The following is a 17,079-nucleotide window of genomic DNA, read 5'->3' as shown; positions in this document are numbered from 1 at the left end:
GACATGTTTAAAATAATCATTAAACACACAGCGGAATGATTATTTTAAACGTCAAAGGTTACATGTGACCATTAAAAAGCAATAAAAATAAACACATGAAACTTTCTTTTGTAAATAGTGACGAGTTGTTGGGCATGGCTTCCGAAATGGAACTCTATAAAAAATTGATTGCCCAGCTGAACAAGGATCTGAAACTCGCCAATCTGGATGAAGAATTCAGTCCTGATGTTTCTGCTGGAAAGCTTAAAAGGGACTTACACGAAGTGATCTTCCTGCTGATCAACGAAAAGTTTTCCGACTATCTTAACCTGCTTTATATCGTAGATGTTTCCGAGGCGCAAGTCAAAACCCTGGACGGCACCGATGTGGTCAAACTAGCTGAAGAAGTGGCTTTTTTGATCTTGAAAAGGGAATGGCAAAAGGTTTGGTTTAGGGCCAAGCACTAGGATGGTGTACGTCCCTGATATAGATTGACCATAGAATTTGCAATTTTGATTTCATTCAAGTAATAAATAATAAAAGCAAAAAATGGCTCCTCCCTTTAGACAAAGGGAGGTGGATTCAGTTTTGCGATAGCAGAACTGAAGACGGAGGGTTCTGAAATCCCATACCATTAGTATAGAACAAATACTTGGTGATTTAACCATAAAGCTTGGGCTTTCAAAACTCCCCTTTCTCCGCCGTTGGCGGATTCATTCCCCTCTTCGTCTGAAGAGGGGAGCCGTTTGATAACTAATGAAAGAATATTATAGATTCAAAAACGGTCAACTAGATAGCGCGGATTTGCAATCCGTGCATGAACAAAGCTTTGCACGGAAAACATTCCCGCACCATCAATACAATATTATTGAAAGTATTTTGAACCTGAACCAAAGCAAAATACGTTATTCCTAACACAAATAGCGTAAATATGTATTTTTTAAAACAGCCAATGTTATAAATGTTCATATTACTAATATATATCTTATAAATATATTAAAACCGCGTATCAATTTTCGTAATTATTGTACTTTTGTATAAACTTTGTCTAATAGAGACAGTGAAAAGATAACATGGATAAATATTCCTTTTTAAATGCGGCGCATACCGCTTTTTTTGCGGATTTATACGATCAATATTTAATTAATCCCGACAGTGTAGAACCAAGTTGGAGAGCATTTTGTCAAGGATTTGACTTTGGATTGGAAAATGCATCTTCGGGAGATATGGCAGCAATGTCAGAAAACGGGACCGTTACTTTTGAAGTTCCTGCAACGGGAGAAAAAGTAGAGATATCCCAAGATGTTATTAAAGAATTTCAAGTAATACGCCTTATCGACGGCTATAGAAGCCGGGGTCACTTGTTTACTAAAACAAACCCGGTTCGGGAAAGAAGGCAATACGCCCCTACATTGGCGATAGAGAACTTTGGTTTGGAAAAATCAGACTTGCAAACGGTTTTTAATGCTGGTGATATTCTCAGTCTTGGTCCAACTACTTTACAAGATATTATCAATCACCTTGAATCGATTTATTGCGATTCCATCGGAACTGAATATATGTATATCAGGAATCCGGAACGTGTACAGTGGATTCAGGACTGGTTGAATGTCAATGATAACCATCCAAAATTTACGGCTGAAGAGAAGAAAGATATCCTTCGTAAATTGAATGAGGCGATTTCTTTTGAAAACTTCTTGAACACCAAATACGTCGGACAAAAAAGATTCTCTTTGGAAGGGAACGAATCCTTGATTCCGGCTTTGGATACTGTTGTAGAAAAAGCGGTCAATATGGGTGTGGAGCAATTCGTTATGGGAATGGCACACCGTGGACGTTTGAATGTGCTGACCAATATTTTCGGGAAATCGGCTAAGGATATCTTTAGTGAATTTGACGGAAAAGATTATGAACTCGATATTTTTGACGGGGATGTAAAATATCACTTGGGATGGACGAGCGATCGCAAAACCAACAGCGGTAAGAAAATCAATATGAACATTGCCCCCAACCCATCTCATCTGGAAACGGTAGGTGCTGTTGTAGAAGGAATCACAAGGGCAAAACAAGACAGGCATTGTAAAGATGATATTTCCAAAGTATTGCCGATCGTTGTTCATGGAGATGCCGCAATCGCAGGACAGGGAATTGCCTACGAAGTGGTGCAAATGGCACTTTTGGACGGTTATAAAACCGGAGGGACTATCCACATAATAGTAAACAACCAGATTGGGTTTACCACCAACTATTTAGACGGAAGGTCTTCTACCTATTGTACCGATGTTGGAAAAGCAACCTTGTCGCCTGTGTTGCACGTTAATGCAGACGATGCCGAAGCTGTGGTTCATGCGGCTACCTTTGCTTTGGATTACCGTATGAAATTCGGAAGGGATGTGTTTATAGATCTCTTGGGGTATAGAAAATACGGACATAACGAAGGGGATGAGCCTCGTTTTACACAACCGAAATTATACAAAGCGATCGCTAAACATAAGAGTCCGCGTGATATCTATGCAGAACGCCTGAAAAATGAAGGCGTTATAGACGATTCGTATGTGAAAGAACTGGAAAACGATTATAAAGCTTCGCTTGAAGAAAAACTGGAAGATTCCAGAAAAGAAGATAAAACTACCATCACACCGTTCATGCAAGATGAATGGAGCGGATTCAAACCTGCCCTTGAAAAGAAAATGATGGAACCGGTGGATACCAGCTATCCGAAAGAAAAACTTACGGAAATAGCGGAGGCGATTACCAATCTTCCGGAAGACAAAAAGTTCTTGCGAAAAACACAAAGACTTATCGGTCAACGAAATAAAATGTTCTTTGAAACTGATGAGCTGGATTGGGCCATGGGCGAATTATTGGCCTACGGTTCTTTGCTGGAAGAAGGTTATGCCGTGAGAATGTCGGGTCAGGATGTGGAACGTGGGACTTTTTCACACCGTCATGCCGTGATTAAAGTAGAAGATTCTGAAGAAGAAATCGTGTTGCTCAACGAGTTGAAGGAAAACCAAAATGCACATTTTGATGTGTACAACTCCTTATTATCTGAATATGGAGTGGTTGGGTTTGACTACGGATACGCCATGGCGAGTCCGAAAACCTTGACCATTTGGGAGGCGCAGTTTGGAGATTTCAGTAACGGTGCACAGATCATGATCGATCAGTATATTTCTGCTGCAGAAGATAAGTGGAAGTTACAAAACGGATTGGTGATGTTGTTACCTCACGGTTATGAGGGGCAAGGAGCAGAACACTCCTCGGCAAGAATGGAGCGTTATCTACAATTGTGTGCCAAAGACAATATGTTTGTGGCCGATTGTACAACGCCGTCTAATTTGTTTCACCTATTGAGAAGACAAATGAAAGCCGAATACAGAAAACCACTTGTTGTTTTTACCCCAAAAAGTTTGTTGAGACATCCTAAGGTGGTATCATCGGTAGATGAGTTGGTGAATGGAAGTTTCCAAACCGTGATCGATGATTCGGAAGCTCAGGTCAAAAAAACAAAAACATTGGTGTTCTGTACCGGGAAGTTCTATTACGACCTTCTTGCTGCTAAGGAAGAAAAAAGCCGTGACGATGTGGCTTTGGTTCGAATCGAACAGTTATTTCCATTGCCTGCAGCCCGCATCAGGGAAATCATTGCCAAGTACAAAAATGCTGAAGAAGTGGTTTGGGCACAAGAAGAACCGAGAAACATGGGGGCGTGGAGTCATTTGTTGTTGCACCTAGAAGAAGCGAGAAGTTTTAGAGTGGCTTCAAGACGTTTTTATGCAGCACCGGCTGCCGGTAGTGCAACGCGTTCTAAACGTAGGCACGAGCAGGTGATCGAGTATGTTTTTGATAAAACCAAAGACAACATGCAACAAAACAACAATTAAGAGTATATTTATAATTATATATCTGAAATAAGACATCAAAACATTAAAACTAAATAAAACAGAACAATGGTTTTAGAAATGAAAGTTCCCTCTCCCGGGGAATCTATTACAGAGGTAGAAATAGCAGAGTGGTTGGTCGAAGATGGTGATTATGTTGAAAAAGACCAAGCCATTGCCGAAGTAGATTCTGATAAAGCTACCTTAGAATTACCGGCGGAAGCCAGCGGAACAATTACCTTAAAAGCTGAAGAAGGAGACGCTGTAGCTGTAGGCGAAGTAGTGTGTTTAATAGATACTTCAGCTGAAAAACCAGCAGGAGGAGAAGAAGCAGCTCCAAAAGCTGAAAAAGCGGAAAGCAAACCGGCAGAAGCAGCAAAAGAGAGTGTGCCTTCAGCAACAAAAGAAACCTATGCTACCGGAACAACGAGCCCGGCAGCTAAAAAAGTATTGGCTGAAAAAGGCATAGATGCCAATGATGTAAAAGGAACCGGAAAAGACGGACGTATCATCAAAGATGATGCGGTAAAAGCAACGCCGTCCATGGGAACTCCGGGTGCCGGAAGCAGAGGAAGCGAGCGCAAAAAACTCTCCATGCTTCGTCGTAAAGTAGCAGAGCGTTTGGTTTCGGCTAAGAACGAAACGGCGATGCTTACTACCTTCAACGAGGTGAATATGAGTCCGATTTTTGCATTACGAAGTCAATATAAAGAAGAGTTCAAAGCAAAACACGGTGTGAGCCTTGGTTTTATGAGCTTCTTTACCAAAGCCGTTGTAAGAGCACTTCAGTTATATCCTGATGTAAACTCGATGATCGATGGGGATTATAAAGTGACCTATGATTTCTGCGATATTTCCGTAGCGGTATCCGGACCAAAAGGTTTGATGGTACCCGTAGTGAGAAATGCAGAAAACCTGAGTTTTAGGGGAATCGAAGCCGAAATTAAAAACTTGGCAATAAAAGCCAGGGATGGAAAAATTACTGTAGATGAAATGACCGGAGGTACTTTTACCATTTCAAATGGTGGTGTTTTCGGATCGATGTTGTCAACACCAATTATCAATCCACCGCAAAGTGGTATTTTAGGGATGCATAATATCATCGAACGTCCTATTGCTGTCGACGGAAAAGTGGAAATACACCCTATGATGTATGTGGCCTTGTCTTATGACCATAGAATTATCGACGGAAAAGAGTCGGTTGGATTCTTGGTGGCCATAAAAGAAGCCTTGGAAAGTCCGGAAGAATTGTTGATGGACAATAATGTGAAAAAGGCTTTGGAATTATAAAAATAATAGCGTCCGAAACGTTTTTATCGTCAGCCTAGATTTTTTTGGCTTGGTTTATCCTGAGCGTAGCCGAAGGGTTTTTTCATCAATGAATTGCGCAGCAATCATGAACACCTATAAAACAATAAAAAGAGGTGAATAAAAAAATGAACAGGTAAAAATTTATTTAGGACAGAATTGTTATAAAAACTTAAAATGAGTTCTATATATAAAAAAACGCCCTACCGGAACCGGTAAGGGCGTTTTTAGCTTAAGTTGGCTAACTAAAAGGAAGGAAATGTTAAATCGAAAAAACTAAATAAATATTTAGAAGAAATGTGATTAACGATAAGCCGACTATCGTAATAGTCAAAGCGATGTCGTTTGATCTTCCTTGTAAATGGTCGGTGGTTGGTGTTTCCATAAATTACTTGTTTTTTGAATGCTGATGTAAATGTCTAATAAGTTTAGACATATATCAACAGGGAAAATCCCCTTTTTTATACAAGTAAATTCCTGACCGGGATTAAGAAAAACTCCCTTTTTGTCCCCTCCTAGCCTCCCGCCCGAGGCGGGGAGGGCTTTCAAGCTGATATATTTTCTTATGCAGAATTTTACTTCACTTTAAGAAAAAGAGTTTTCTTGTTATAATCAATAACAGCTTTGGCCTTTTTCAAGATATCGGCGCCAATAATTCCGTGGACGGGGAGTGCATCGTGTATGGTAAGGGCTGAGTTGACATGGGTGAGGTCAAAAAGCACGATTTTCACCTTCTTTTTTGACCATGATTCAATTTCCAATTTATTCTTTTTGGATACCTGTGTTAGCATATTGGTTGCTCCTGCTCCGGCAGCTTTTACTTCAGAAGATTCCGTTTCCAATCCGAAATGTTCAATACAATCAAACCCAATACAGGTGTTGGATGCCCCCGTGTCTAGGATAAATCGGCCAGTGATTCCATTGATCTTGGCGACTACTTCAAAATGATTGGTTTTGGTTAAAGTAAGTGGGGCTTTTACATATCCTTTTTCAGCAAGGAATTTTTTCAGACTTTGCATTATCTCTCTAATTTTATGCAAAGATAGCCGTTTAAACTATTATTTTTGTGCCATGGTTTTAACAGATACGCATACACATTTATACAGTGAGGCTTTTGATGAAGATAGGGATGAAATGATAGGTCGGGCTATGGAAGCCGGAATCAAACGGTTTTTTATCCCCGCCATTGATTCTACCTACACCAAAGCTATGTTTCAATTGGAAGCAAAATATCCGGAACATGTTTTTTTAATGACGGGCTTACATCCCACACATGTGAAGGAAAATTATGAAGAAGAACTGCGACATGTGGAAGCTTTGCTTTCCGAAAGGAAATTTTATGCGGTAGGCGAGATCGGGATCGATCTGTATTGGGACAAGACTTTTTTAAAGGAACAACAGCAGGCTTTCAAATATCAAATACAACTCGCAAAAAAAAATAAACTCCCCATAGTGATCCATTGCAGGGAAGCCTTTGATGAGATCTTTGAAGTACTGGAAGAAGAAAAAGACGATTCCCTTTTTGGGATTTTCCATTGTTTTACCGGAACTTTAGAACAGGCCAAACAAACCATTTCATACAACATGAAACTGGGCATTGGAGGTGTGGTCACCTTCAAGAATGGAAAAATCGACAAATTTTTAAACGAAATAAATCTTTCTCATATTGTTTTGGAAACGGATGCCCCTTATTTGGCGCCAACACCCTATCGAGGAAAGCGGAATGAAAGTTCGTATATAACCAAAGTAGCTGATAAGTTGGCTGAAGTTTACAAGCTACCTTTGGAGAAGATCGTAGAAGTAACAACTCAAAATTCAGTTGATGTATTTGGGGTTTAACAAGCATTTAAAGAGAAAGTAAACCCAAAGTAAACTAATTTTTGTTTTTTTGTCATTGAACTCATTTAAGCTTTTTTGATTGAAGCGAAAATTAATTATTTTGAGCCTGATTGAAGGCTTTTTTGAGTTGCATAGCTGGGCTACGGAAGGAAAAAAAGCCAAAGAGCAGGCTCAAAAGAGTAATTTTTTAGCCAATTAGAAAAAGTTTAAACGAGTTCATTAAATAATACGGAAGTGATAACAATAGACGATATAAGACCTTATCATGATTCAGAGGTAAACGAGGCGCTTCAGAAATACATGGAACACCCCATGATTCGGGAGTTACTTCAATTTACCTTTGCGGATAAGGATATAGATGCAATTGGAGAAATTGTCAAAAGCTGTCATTCCATCAGGGATTTTCAAACCAAGGTGATATACAATAGTGTAAGAATGGTGCTCGAAAAAAGTTCCGATGGCTTTTCCACTTCCGGTTTTGATGCGTTAACTCCAGGGGAGTCGTATATGTTTGTCTCCAACCATCGCGATATCATTTTAGATACTTCTTTGCTAAATGTGGCTTTGTATGAACACGATTTGGTAATGACGGCTTCTGCAATCGGTGATAATTTGGTTAAAAAACCATTTCTGATGGCATTGTCGCGCCTCACTCGGAATTTTTTGATAAAAAGAGACCTTTCGCCTAGGGAAATGCTGAAAAGTTCGCGCTTGGTTTCGAGCTATATAAAACAAAAACTCCAAGAAGAAAAAAGATCAGTTTGGATCGCCCAGCGGGAAGGAAGGACTAAAGATGGCAACGATCAAACCCAACAAGGGGTACTTAAAATGCTGGCTTTGGCCGGAGATGAAGATGAAGTGATGGACTATTTTAGAAAGCTGAAAATTGTTCCCGTTTCCATTTCCTATGAATACGATCCTACCGATGTGCTGAAAATGCCCGAGTTGATGGCAAAACATAAGGAGATAGAATATGTGAAATCAAACAATGAAGATTTCAACAGTATATTAAAAGGAGTAACCGGAAAGAAAAAACGGATCCATATGGCATCCGGAGGTGTTTTGGATGAGGAATTGGATGCTATCAAATCAGGAGGCGAACCTGCCAATAAACAATTTCAAATGCTGGCCGAGCTCATCGATGAGCAAATTCATAAAAACTACAAATTATGGCCTTCCAACTACCTGGCCTATGATATGCTGAAAGGTGAAAAGCGATTTGAGAAAAAATATACCGAAAAAGAAAAAAGACAATTTGAACGTCGCATAAAAAGACGTGTGGAAAAAGGAAACGAAGTGGAATTGGAAAACTTTTTACGGATGTATGCAAATCCGGTTTTCAATCAATTAAAAGCTAAAGTCAGTGCGGGCTAAAATACTGCTTATTTATACTGGAGGAACCATCGGGATGGTCAAGGATTTTGAAACCGGGGCTCTGCGTGCTTTCGATTTTGACAAACTGCTGAAAAGAATTCCCGAACTCTCGCATTTGGATTGTGATATTGACACTGTTTCCTTTGAAAAACCTATCGATTCTTCCAATATGAATCCAGAGTACTGGGTTAAAATCGTTGAAATCATTGAAGAGGGTTATGATAATTATGATGGGTTTGTGATTTTGCACGGAAGTGATACTATGAGTTACACAGCATCGGCTTTGAGTTTTATGCTCGAGAATTTATCCAAGCCGGTCATCTTCACCGGATCGCAACTTCCCATTGGCGATTTGCGTACCGATGCCAAGGAGAATTTGATTACTTCCATTCAGATTGCCTCGCTTCAGTATCGCAGCAGACCAGCAATTAGGGAAGTATGTCTGTATTTTGAATACAAATTGTACCGGGCCAATAGAACTACTAAAATAAACGCTGAGCATTTTGAGGCCTTTGCATCTTTGAATTATCCGCCATTGGCAGAAAGTGGGGTTCATTTAAAAATAAATCACGACTACTTGTTAAAACCCACAAGAAAAAAATTGAAAGTGCACAAAACCATGGATGCTGATATTGCACTGATTAAACTCTTTCCGGGAGTCAATAAAAAATCTTTAGAGATCGTATTAACAAATCCGGAAGTAAAAGCTGTGATTCTGGAAACCTACGGCGCCGGAAACGCACCTACCCAAGCCTGGTTTTCAAAACTGATAAAAGAAGCCATAAAACAGGGTAAGATCATAATTAATGTCACCCAATGTTCAGGAGGAAGTGTCATTATGGGTCAATATGAAACCAGCACACACCTTAAAAAATTAGGGCTCATTAGCGGAAAAGACATCACAACAGAGGCAGCAATAGCAAAATTGATGTACCTCTTGGGGAATAAAATTCAGCCTAAAGTGTTCAAAACCATCTTCGAAACCGCTCTCAGAGGTGAAATGAGTTAAAAATAGCTGCATAAATTTTAAGAACTAAAAAAAAATTCGTTATTTGGCGCTCTAAAGCTATATGTTAAAAAGAGAGGTGGCCGAGTGGTCGAAGGCGCACGCCTGGAAAGTGTGTATACGTCAAAAGCGTATCGAGGGTTCGAATCCCTTCCTCTCTGCTGTAGTTTTTAATGTTTAATAACATTTTTTTTTTATCTTTAACCCTATTAACGAACAAATTTAAGTTTAGAAGAAATGAAAAGACTATTCTCTATTCTGGCAATTGCCGGATTATTGGCTTTTAATGCAACAAACGCCAACGCAAAGGAAACAACTCCTGCTGTATCTGATCAAATCTCAGAAATTGTTGCTATCGATGATGCTGCATCAGCATTGGTACAAGACGAGGCTCCCGCAGCCGAAGAAGAATCCAAAGGCTTTCACCAAGTATTGAAAGAAAGATTTATCGAAGGTGGTGCCGGATTTATGGGTATTGTACTATTGTGTCTTATTTTAGGACTTGCAGTAGCTATTGAAAGAATTATTTTCTTGAACATGGCCACTACAAACACTAAGAAACTGGCACAACAAGTAGAAGATGCATTGGCATCTGGAGGTGTTGAAGCAGCAAAAGAAGTTTGCAGAAATACAAAAGGGCCTGTAGCATCAATTTATTATCAAGGATTAGACAGAGTTGACGAAGGTGTTGAAGCTGCTGAAAAAGCTGTTGTAGCTTACGGTGGTGTGCAAATGGGTCAATTAGAGAAAAATGTTTCTTGGTTGTCATTATTCATCGCGATTGCTCCGATGTTAGGATTCATGGGTACAGTAATCGGTATGATTCGTGCATTCGATAAAATTAGTGCCGCTGGTGGATTGGACGCTTCCCTAATTGCAGGTGATATTAAAGTAGCGTTATTGACAACAGTATTTGGTCTTATCGTGGCTATTATCCTTCAGATTTTCTACAACTACATCATCGCCAAAATCGACAGTATCGTAAACAATATGGAAGATGCATCGATCACTTTGGTTGATTTGTTGGTAGAACACAAAAAATAATAGTTTAAGGACTTAATAAACAGGAAATTATTATGTATAAAATAGCTAAAATATTAGCAATCATACTTGGTATCGTTGGATTAGTGCTATGGGTTGTAATAGCAAATTCTAATGACAACGAGGGTATGATCAGCTTAATGATAAATGTAGGAAAGTGGATGACTATTATCACGGCTGTAGTTACAGTGCTGTTTGCCATTGTACAGTTGTTATCCCATCCTGACAAATTGAAAAAATCGTTAATTTCCATTGTTGCCTTTGGTTTGGTATTACTTATCAGCTACTTTGTGTTGTCTTCAGGAACGGATGTAGACTTGCAAGCAATGGCAGACAAAGGAATTGACGTGACAGAGGGAACTTCTAAAACAGTAGGTGCCGGTTTATGGGCATTCTATCTGTTAGCGATCATAGCTATATTGGCGATGGTTGTTTCGGGAGTGAAAAAAATATTAACTAGATAATTATGGCTAGAAGAGGAGGAGCACCAGAGGTTAATGCAGGCTCAATGGCAGATATTGCCTTCCTACTCTTGATCTTTTTCTTGGTAACCACTACCATTGAAACAGATGCAGGATTGGATCGTAAGTTGCCGCCAATTGAACCGCCTGAAAACCCGCCAATCATTAAACAAAAGAATATCTTTACCGTGGTTGTAAACAAAAACAACCAACTTTTGGTAGAAGATGAATTGATGCAACTCGAGGACTTGAAGGCAGCTGCTGTTGAGTTTTTAGATAATGGTGGAGGAACTGGAGAAAAAGGAGAACCTTGCGATTACTGTAAGGGTGCAAAGAATCCTGAATCTTCAGATCACCCTAGCAAAGCTATTATCTCTTTGCAGAATGACAGGTTAACTGAGTACGGGACATATATTGCAGTACAAAACGAATTGGTAGGTGCATATAACGAACTTAGGAATAGGGAGGCGCAAAGAATTTTCGGAACGGATTTTACAGCGATGAATAATCTTTATTTGGATCCAAAGACTTCAGACGACGTGAAAGACGAATTAAAGCCGAAAATTGAGCGCATACAGAAAATGTATCCTCAAAAATTATCTGAGGCAGAACCAAAAACAAACTAAAGCTATTATGGCAAAATTTACAAAGAAAAAAGATGGGGATTTACCTGCGGTTTCGACTGCTTCATTGCCGGATATCGTTTTTATGTTGTTGTTTTTCTTCATGACGGTAACCGTAATGAAAGACAGCTCTTTGATGATTAAGAATGAATTGCCCTATGCAGACCAGACTCAAAAACTGGATAAGAAAGACAGGGTAATTTATATCTATGCAGGAAAGCCTAGTCCGCGCTATCAGGGAAAATTCGGAACAGCAGCTAAAATTCAGCTGAACGACAAGTTTGCCGATGTTTCTGAAGTAGCCAACTATGTGCTTGCCGAAAGAGCATCAAAGCGTGAGGAATTGCAGAACGTACTTACCACCGCTTTGAAAGTTGACAACGAGACCAATATGGGACTTGTGTCGGATATTAAGCAGGAATTGAGAAAAGTGAATGCACTTAAAATAAATTATACCACTAGATCTGGTAAAGCTTCTCAAAACTTGCAATAATCCATTTCGATTAAACTTATACTTATATATAAAAACGCTTTGATTTCGGTCAAAGCGTTTTTTATTTTTATGGAAATCCCTAATTTTTCAATTACCTTTACTTATAATATCTTTTAAGTCAGCAAAAACATCTCAACATTGAAAAATAGCATCATTTTTTTACTGTTTTTTTGGGTTTCTTTGTCTTGGTCACAACAAGATTCTCTCGTGGTTGTAGAGGCCGATACCAAGTATTTTGATGATCAATTCTATGTTGGGGTCAACTACAATATCCTTACGAATTCCCCGTCCGGAGTTAGGCAAAACGGATTTTCTTATGGTATTATGACAGGATATATCAAAGACCTTCCCATCAATAAAAGGCGTAATGTTGGTTTTGGTTTGGGCGCTGGATTGTCTTTTAATGCTGTTTATCATGATTTATTGGCGACCAAAAACAGCGATGGATATATTGTTTATGAAAAAATCTCCGGGGACGTTTCATATAAAAGAAACAAAATGGCGATGAGTTTCCTGGAATTCCCTATTGAATTCCGTTGGCGTTCGTCACGTGCTGAAGATTATCGTTTTTGGCGTGTTTACAGTGGGGTGAGACTGTCTTATTTGATTACAGGGACATCCAAGTTTGTTTCCAGTGATGAGACTATTAAATTCTCAAATCCTGATATCCGGGACTTTCAATACGGGATCTATTTCAGTTTTGGTTATAATACCTGGAATTTCTACGCGCAATACAACCCAAAAAATATGTTTGAGGATGAAAAATATTTGATCGATGGGACACCTCTGGAATCACAATCCCTAAAAATTGGGTTGATCTTCTACATTCTATAACCAATACCCAAAAGTGATAAATTGGCTCAAAACCCCTATAAAAATACCTAAAACAATTTCAGTTCTATTGTGTATTTGTAAATAAAGTCGTGCCGTGGCTATGGCTCCCATAGCCAGAATAAGAATGGCCAAGCCGAAGGTGATATTGATCTCGTAGTGGAATGATAAGCCAAGCACGAAGGTTGTTAACGCACTAATCCCCGTCATATGCAGACTGGCTTTAAAACGAAAATAGGCCATGATAAGGCAGGCTATTGAAGCCCCTAACAGGCCTACAAAATAAAAATAAAGTTCGGTAGAATAGGAAGCCGGTGTTATTTTAATCAGTGTAATGTATATCAATATAATACAAATATAGAGTGGAATGCGGCGCTCTTTTACATTGTTCATGTCACTGTTGGTGATCCACCCGAGGTTTTTCAAAAGAAAGTAGAATATGATCGGGATGACAACGGTAACGATCAACATCGCTGTCAAAATAAGTTTTTTTGTTTCCGGTGGATTGAATTTCGGAGACACAAAAAAATAGATAATGGTGCCTGCGATGGGAATCAATATGGGATTGAACAAGTAGCTTATCAGTTTTGAGAATACACGCATAGAACTCATTTAAATTTTTTTGATTGAAGCGAAAAATAGGGATTTTTGCTCCAGATGAAGGCTTTTTTGCACTGCATTAGCTATGGGGTAAGAAAAAGCTAGGACAGAGCGTGAAGAAACAGTCCAGAGGACTGTTTTAGCGAATGGGCCGGGATGCGCATGGGCAAAAAAGACCATTTTGGAGCTAATTGGAAAAAGTTTAAACGAGTTCATCATATTTCTTTTCTTAGACGCGCTACGGGAATGTGTAATTGCTCTCTGTATTTGGCTACAGTTCTACGGGCAATAGGATATCCTTTTTCTTTTAAAATGGCAGCAAGTTTATCGTCGGTTAATGGTTTTCTTTTGTTTTCTTCGTTGACCACCGTTTCCAGAATCTTTTTAATCTCTCTCGTGGAAACGTCTTCGCCTTCGTCATTTTTCATGGATTCAGAGAAGAATTCTTTGATTAGGATGGTGCCGTAGGGTGTGTCTACATATTTGCTGTTTGCCACACGTGAAACAGTAGAAACATCCATCCCGATGGTGTCGGCAATGTCTTTTAAGATCATGGGTTTTAACTTTCGCTCATCACCCGTTAAAAAATATTCTTTCTGATAGTGCATGATACAATTCATGGTCACATACAGGGTTTCCTGACGTTGTTTGATAGCATCAATAAACCATTTAGCGGCGTCCAACTTTTGTTTGATGAACATAACTGCATCCTTTTGGGATTTTGATTTCTTCTTGCTGTTTTTATAGCCTTTTAGCATGTTGTTATACTCGCGGGACACGTGTAGGTCAGGAGCGTTTCTTCCGTTGAGTGAAAGCTCTAGAATTCCATCTGTGATCCTGATGGTAAAATCCGGAACAATGTGTTCAACAATACGGTTGTTTCCTGAATAAGCCCCCCCCGGTTTCGGGTTCAAACGTTCTATTTCATGGATGGCATCCCGTAGTTGTCCCTCATCGATATCGTGTTTTTGTATGAGTTTTTTGTAGTGTTTTTTGGTAAACTGTTCAAAAGACTTCTGTAGGATTTCCATCGCCAGTGTGATCTCGGTGGTAGGTTCTTTTCTGTCTAATTGAAGGAGCAAACACTCTTGAAGACTTCTTGCACAGACTCCGGCAGGATCTAGTTTTTGGACTTTTTTGAGTACTTTTTCAACCTGAGGCTCATCGGTATAAACATTTTGCGTAAAGGCAAGGTCATCTACAATATCGGGAATAGACCTGCGGATGTATCCGCTCTCATCAACACTACCTACCAAAAATTCAGCAATGTCCCTTTCGTCATCACTGAGTCTAAATGTATTGAGTTGATTTAATAAATACTGATGAAATGAAGTGCCGGCGGCATAAGGAACCGTTTTCTCATCATCATCACTACTATAGTTATTGGCTTGTAATCGGTATTCGGGGATTTCATCATCACTCAAGTATTCGTCAACATTGATGTCTTCGGCGTCGATGGTTTCGTTATCAAATTCATCGTCTTGCACAGACTGATCCATCTCATCTTCATATTCTTTAGCGCTATCGTCTTTTCCGCTTTCGAGCGCAGGATTCTCTTCAAGCTCTTGTTTTAAACGTTGTTCAAAAGCTTGTGTAGGCAACTGTATCAATTTCATCAATTGAATTTGTTGCGGCGATAGTTTTTGCGATAACTTAAACTGTAATTGCTGTTTTAGCATATACGATCTTATCCTTTATATAAAAATATGAAAAAACCAGCTATATGTAATGTGATCATAGGCTGGTTTTCTAGTTATTTTAGTGTTAATTCCACTAAATGGGGTATAATTTTTGATGTATGCCTTCTAAAACTCTGCATTTTGAGGTGACCTTGGGAATGGAATCACATCTCTGATATTGGTCATGCCTGTTGCAAATTGCACCAATCGTTCAAATCCCAATCCAAATCCACTATGTGTTGCCGTTCCAAATTTTCTCAGTTCGAGATACCACCAAAGTTCTTTTTCATCAATGCCCATGGCGTCTATCTTCTCTTTGAGAACATCAAAACGTTCTTCACGTTGTGATCCACCAACAATTTCCCCAATTCCGGGGAAAAGGATGTCCATCGCCCTTACAGTTTTTCCGTCTTCGTTGAGGCGCATGTAAAAAGCTTTGATCTTGGCCGGATAATCAAATAAAATCACCGGTGCTTTAAAGTGTTTTTCAACCAAATAGCGCTCGTGTTCACTTTGAAGATCAGCTCCCCATTCTTCAATAATATAGTTGAATTTTTTCTTTTTGTTAGGTTTCGAATTCTTTAAAATATCGATGGCTTCCGTATAAGTCACCCTTTTAAAGTTGTTATCGAGTACAAAATGAAGCTTTTCAGTAAGCGTCATCTCACTTCTTTGGGCTTGTGGTTTGCTCTTTTCTTCTTGAGCCAATCGTTGTTCAAGGAAGGCCAAGTCGTCCTGACAGTTATCCAGTACGTATTTAATAATATATTTAATGAAGTCTTCAGCAAGATCCATATTGCCATCCAGGTCGAGAAAAGCCACTTCGGGTTCTATCATCCAGAACTCAGCAAGGTGTCTTGAAGTGTTAGAGTTTTCAGCCCTAAAGGTCGGTCCGAAAGTATACACTTTACCAAGTCCCATAGCATAAGTTTCGGCTTCCAATTGGCCGGAAACGGTCAGGTTGGTTTCTTTACCGAAAAAATCTTCTTTATAATCAATCTCCTTGTCATTTGTCAAGGGTGGATTTTTGGGATCTAAGGTCGATACCCTAAACATTTCTCCGGCGCCTTCAGCATCAGACCCTGTAATGATAGGGGTGTTTACATAGTAAAAATCGTTTTTCTGAAAATACTGATGTACGGCAAAAGATAAAGCCGAACGCACTCGCATTACAGCGCTGAACGTATTGGTGCGAATTCTCAAGTGTGCTTTTTCCCTTAAGAATTCCAAGGAATGCTTTTTAGGCTGAATAGGGTATTCTTCAGGATCTGCCTTTCCCAGAATTTTTATTTCTGAAACCTGAATCTCTACATTTTGCCCTCTACCCTGACTTTCAACTATGGCTCCGGTAATGGAAACTGCCGCTCCGGTAGTTAATTGCTTTAAGGTGTCTTCAGGAGTTTTTTCAAAATCTACAACACATTGAATATTATTGATGGTTGAACCGTCGTTTAATGCAATAAAACGATTACTTCTGAATGTTCTTATCCAACCTTTAACTTTTACTTCCTGTAGGAGTTTATCCCCTGCCAGCAGTTCTTTTACACTGTGTAACTTCATCTTTATTCACTTCAGTAATTGGGAGCAAAGATAAAATTTTTAATGTGAGTATTAAATTTTAATATGGCTATAAAATCTAAAAAATAATTGAGCAATTATTCGTTATTTTTAAATTTGTTAATTTAGTGTTAAAAGTAAGATTTTACCTACTCCAATTTTGTTTTTACGAATATTTACAATATCTTTTGTTTCGTTAAAATCGTTTCTATAAATCTAAAATAGAGAAAAACACCAGTGAAAATTTGAAATAAAAGAAGTAAATTTGATATATATTATTGAAGTCACTGATTTTCAGTAATTAATGATATTTAAAATTGTAGGTTTGGGGGAACCTTAAAGTCTGCTCGAAATTCGTTTCGGCAGACTTTTTTGTTTTTATATAAAAGAAAAAGAAAATTTAT

15 protein-coding genes and 1 tRNA gene are annotated in these 17,079 nt (G+C 38.9%); 12 read left to right on the top strand and 4 right to left on the bottom strand.

The window, feature by feature from the left end; translation table 11 throughout:
* The first annotated feature begins 95 nt into the window (after positions 1-95).
* The 3 genes from OOZ15_RS02370 to odhB all read left to right on the top strand — a co-directional run bounded on the left by OOZ15_RS02370 (position 96) and on the right by odhB (position 5,153).
* The gene (locus OOZ15_RS02370) at positions 96-446 is read left to right on the top strand and encodes a hypothetical protein (RefSeq protein WP_265954113.1); all 351 of its coding nucleotides are present in this window, start codon (positions 96-98) and stop codon (positions 444-446) included.
* Positions 447-1,052: 606 nt separating this feature from the next.
* Positions 1,053-3,866 carry a 2-oxoglutarate dehydrogenase E1 component gene (locus tag OOZ15_RS02365; RefSeq protein WP_265954112.1) on the top strand — a complete coding sequence of 938 codons (2,814 nt, stop codon included), beginning with the start codon at positions 1,053-1,055 and terminating at the stop codon, positions 3,864-3,866.
* 66 nt (positions 3,867-3,932) lie between these two features.
* Positions 3,933-5,153, top strand: a complete 1,221-nt coding sequence (gene odhB / locus OOZ15_RS02360) for a 2-oxoglutarate dehydrogenase complex dihydrolipoyllysine-residue succinyltransferase (RefSeq protein ID WP_265954111.1) — start codon at positions 3,933-3,935, stop codon at positions 5,151-5,153.
* Positions 5,154-5,746: 593 nt separating this feature from the next.
* On the opposite strand, the gene OOZ15_RS02355 is transcribed toward odhB, so the two are convergent.
* Entirely contained in the window at positions 5,747-6,190 is a 444-nt protein-coding gene (locus tag OOZ15_RS02355) for a retropepsin-like aspartic protease family protein (RefSeq protein WP_265954110.1), read from the bottom strand.
* 52 nt (positions 6,191-6,242) lie between these two features.
* On the opposite strand from OOZ15_RS02355, the gene OOZ15_RS02350 reads away from it, so the two are divergent.
* The 9 genes from OOZ15_RS02350 (at position 6,243) to OOZ15_RS02310 (ending at position 12,842) form a co-directional block, all read left to right on the top strand.
* Positions 6,243-7,010, top strand: a complete 768-nt coding sequence (locus OOZ15_RS02350; protein ID WP_265954109.1) for a TatD family hydrolase — start codon at positions 6,243-6,245, stop codon at positions 7,008-7,010.
* A 234-nt stretch (positions 7,011-7,244) separates the two neighbouring features.
* Entirely contained in the window at positions 7,245-8,384 is a 1,140-nt protein-coding gene (locus OOZ15_RS02345) for a 1-acyl-sn-glycerol-3-phosphate acyltransferase (protein ID WP_265954108.1), read from the top strand.
* Between the two features lie 34 nt (positions 8,385-8,418).
* Positions 8,419-9,393, top strand: coding sequence for an asparaginase (locus OOZ15_RS02340; RefSeq protein WP_416337308.1), 975 nt, complete (start codon positions 8,419-8,421; stop codon positions 9,391-9,393).
* A gap of 70 nt (positions 9,394-9,463) precedes the next feature.
* Positions 9,464-9,551: transfer RNA gene (locus tag OOZ15_RS02335), tRNA-Ser, on the top strand.
* Positions 9,552-9,627: 76 nt separating this feature from the next.
* Positions 9,628-10,434, top strand: a complete 807-nt coding sequence (locus tag OOZ15_RS02330; RefSeq protein ID WP_265954106.1) for a MotA/TolQ/ExbB proton channel family protein — start codon at positions 9,628-9,630, stop codon at positions 10,432-10,434.
* A gap of 32 nt (positions 10,435-10,466) precedes the next feature.
* Positions 10,467-10,895 (top strand): hypothetical protein, encoded by a 429-nt coding sequence (locus OOZ15_RS02325; protein ID WP_265954105.1) that lies wholly within the window; start codon positions 10,467-10,469, stop codon positions 10,893-10,895.
* 2 nt (positions 10,896-10,897) lie between these two features.
* Positions 10,898-11,518 carry an ExbD/TolR family protein gene (locus OOZ15_RS02320; protein ID WP_265954104.1) on the top strand — a complete coding sequence of 207 codons (621 nt, stop codon included), beginning with the start codon at positions 10,898-10,900 and terminating at the stop codon, positions 11,516-11,518.
* 7 nt (positions 11,519-11,525) lie between these two features.
* Complete coding sequence (locus OOZ15_RS02315) at positions 11,526-12,008, top strand: ExbD/TolR family protein (RefSeq protein WP_265954103.1); 483 nt, start codon at positions 11,526-11,528, stop codon at positions 12,006-12,008.
* 138 nt (positions 12,009-12,146) lie between these two features.
* A complete protein-coding gene (locus OOZ15_RS02310) occupies positions 12,147-12,842 on the top strand; it encodes a porin family protein (protein ID WP_265954102.1) in 696 nt (231 codons plus the stop codon).
* On the opposite strand, the gene OOZ15_RS02305 is transcribed toward OOZ15_RS02310, so the two are convergent.
* The 3 genes from OOZ15_RS02305 to asnS all read right to left on the bottom strand — a co-directional run bounded on the left by OOZ15_RS02305 (position 12,837) and on the right by asnS (position 16,678).
* Positions 12,837-13,451 (bottom strand): hypothetical protein, encoded by a 615-nt coding sequence (locus OOZ15_RS02305; protein ID WP_265954101.1) that lies wholly within the window; start codon positions 13,449-13,451, stop codon positions 12,837-12,839. The genes OOZ15_RS02310 and OOZ15_RS02305 overlap by 6 nt on opposite strands.
* 203 nt (positions 13,452-13,654) lie before the next feature.
* A complete protein-coding gene (rpoN, locus tag OOZ15_RS02300; protein ID WP_265954100.1) occupies positions 13,655-15,118 on the bottom strand; it encodes an RNA polymerase factor sigma-54 in 1,464 nt (487 codons plus the stop codon).
* Positions 15,119-15,244: 126 nt separating this feature from the next.
* Positions 15,245-16,678 carry an asparagine--tRNA ligase gene (asnS, locus tag OOZ15_RS02295; RefSeq protein ID WP_265954099.1) on the bottom strand — a complete coding sequence of 478 codons (1,434 nt, stop codon included), beginning with the start codon at positions 16,676-16,678 and terminating at the stop codon, positions 15,245-15,247.
* Between the last annotated feature and the right edge of the window lie 401 nt (positions 16,679-17,079).

Source organism: Galbibacter kalidii (genome assembly GCF_026241135.1).
Lineage (GTDB): Bacteria > Bacteroidota > Bacteroidia > Flavobacteriales > Flavobacteriaceae > Galbibacter.
This window is presented reverse-complemented; position numbering and strand designations above follow the sequence as displayed.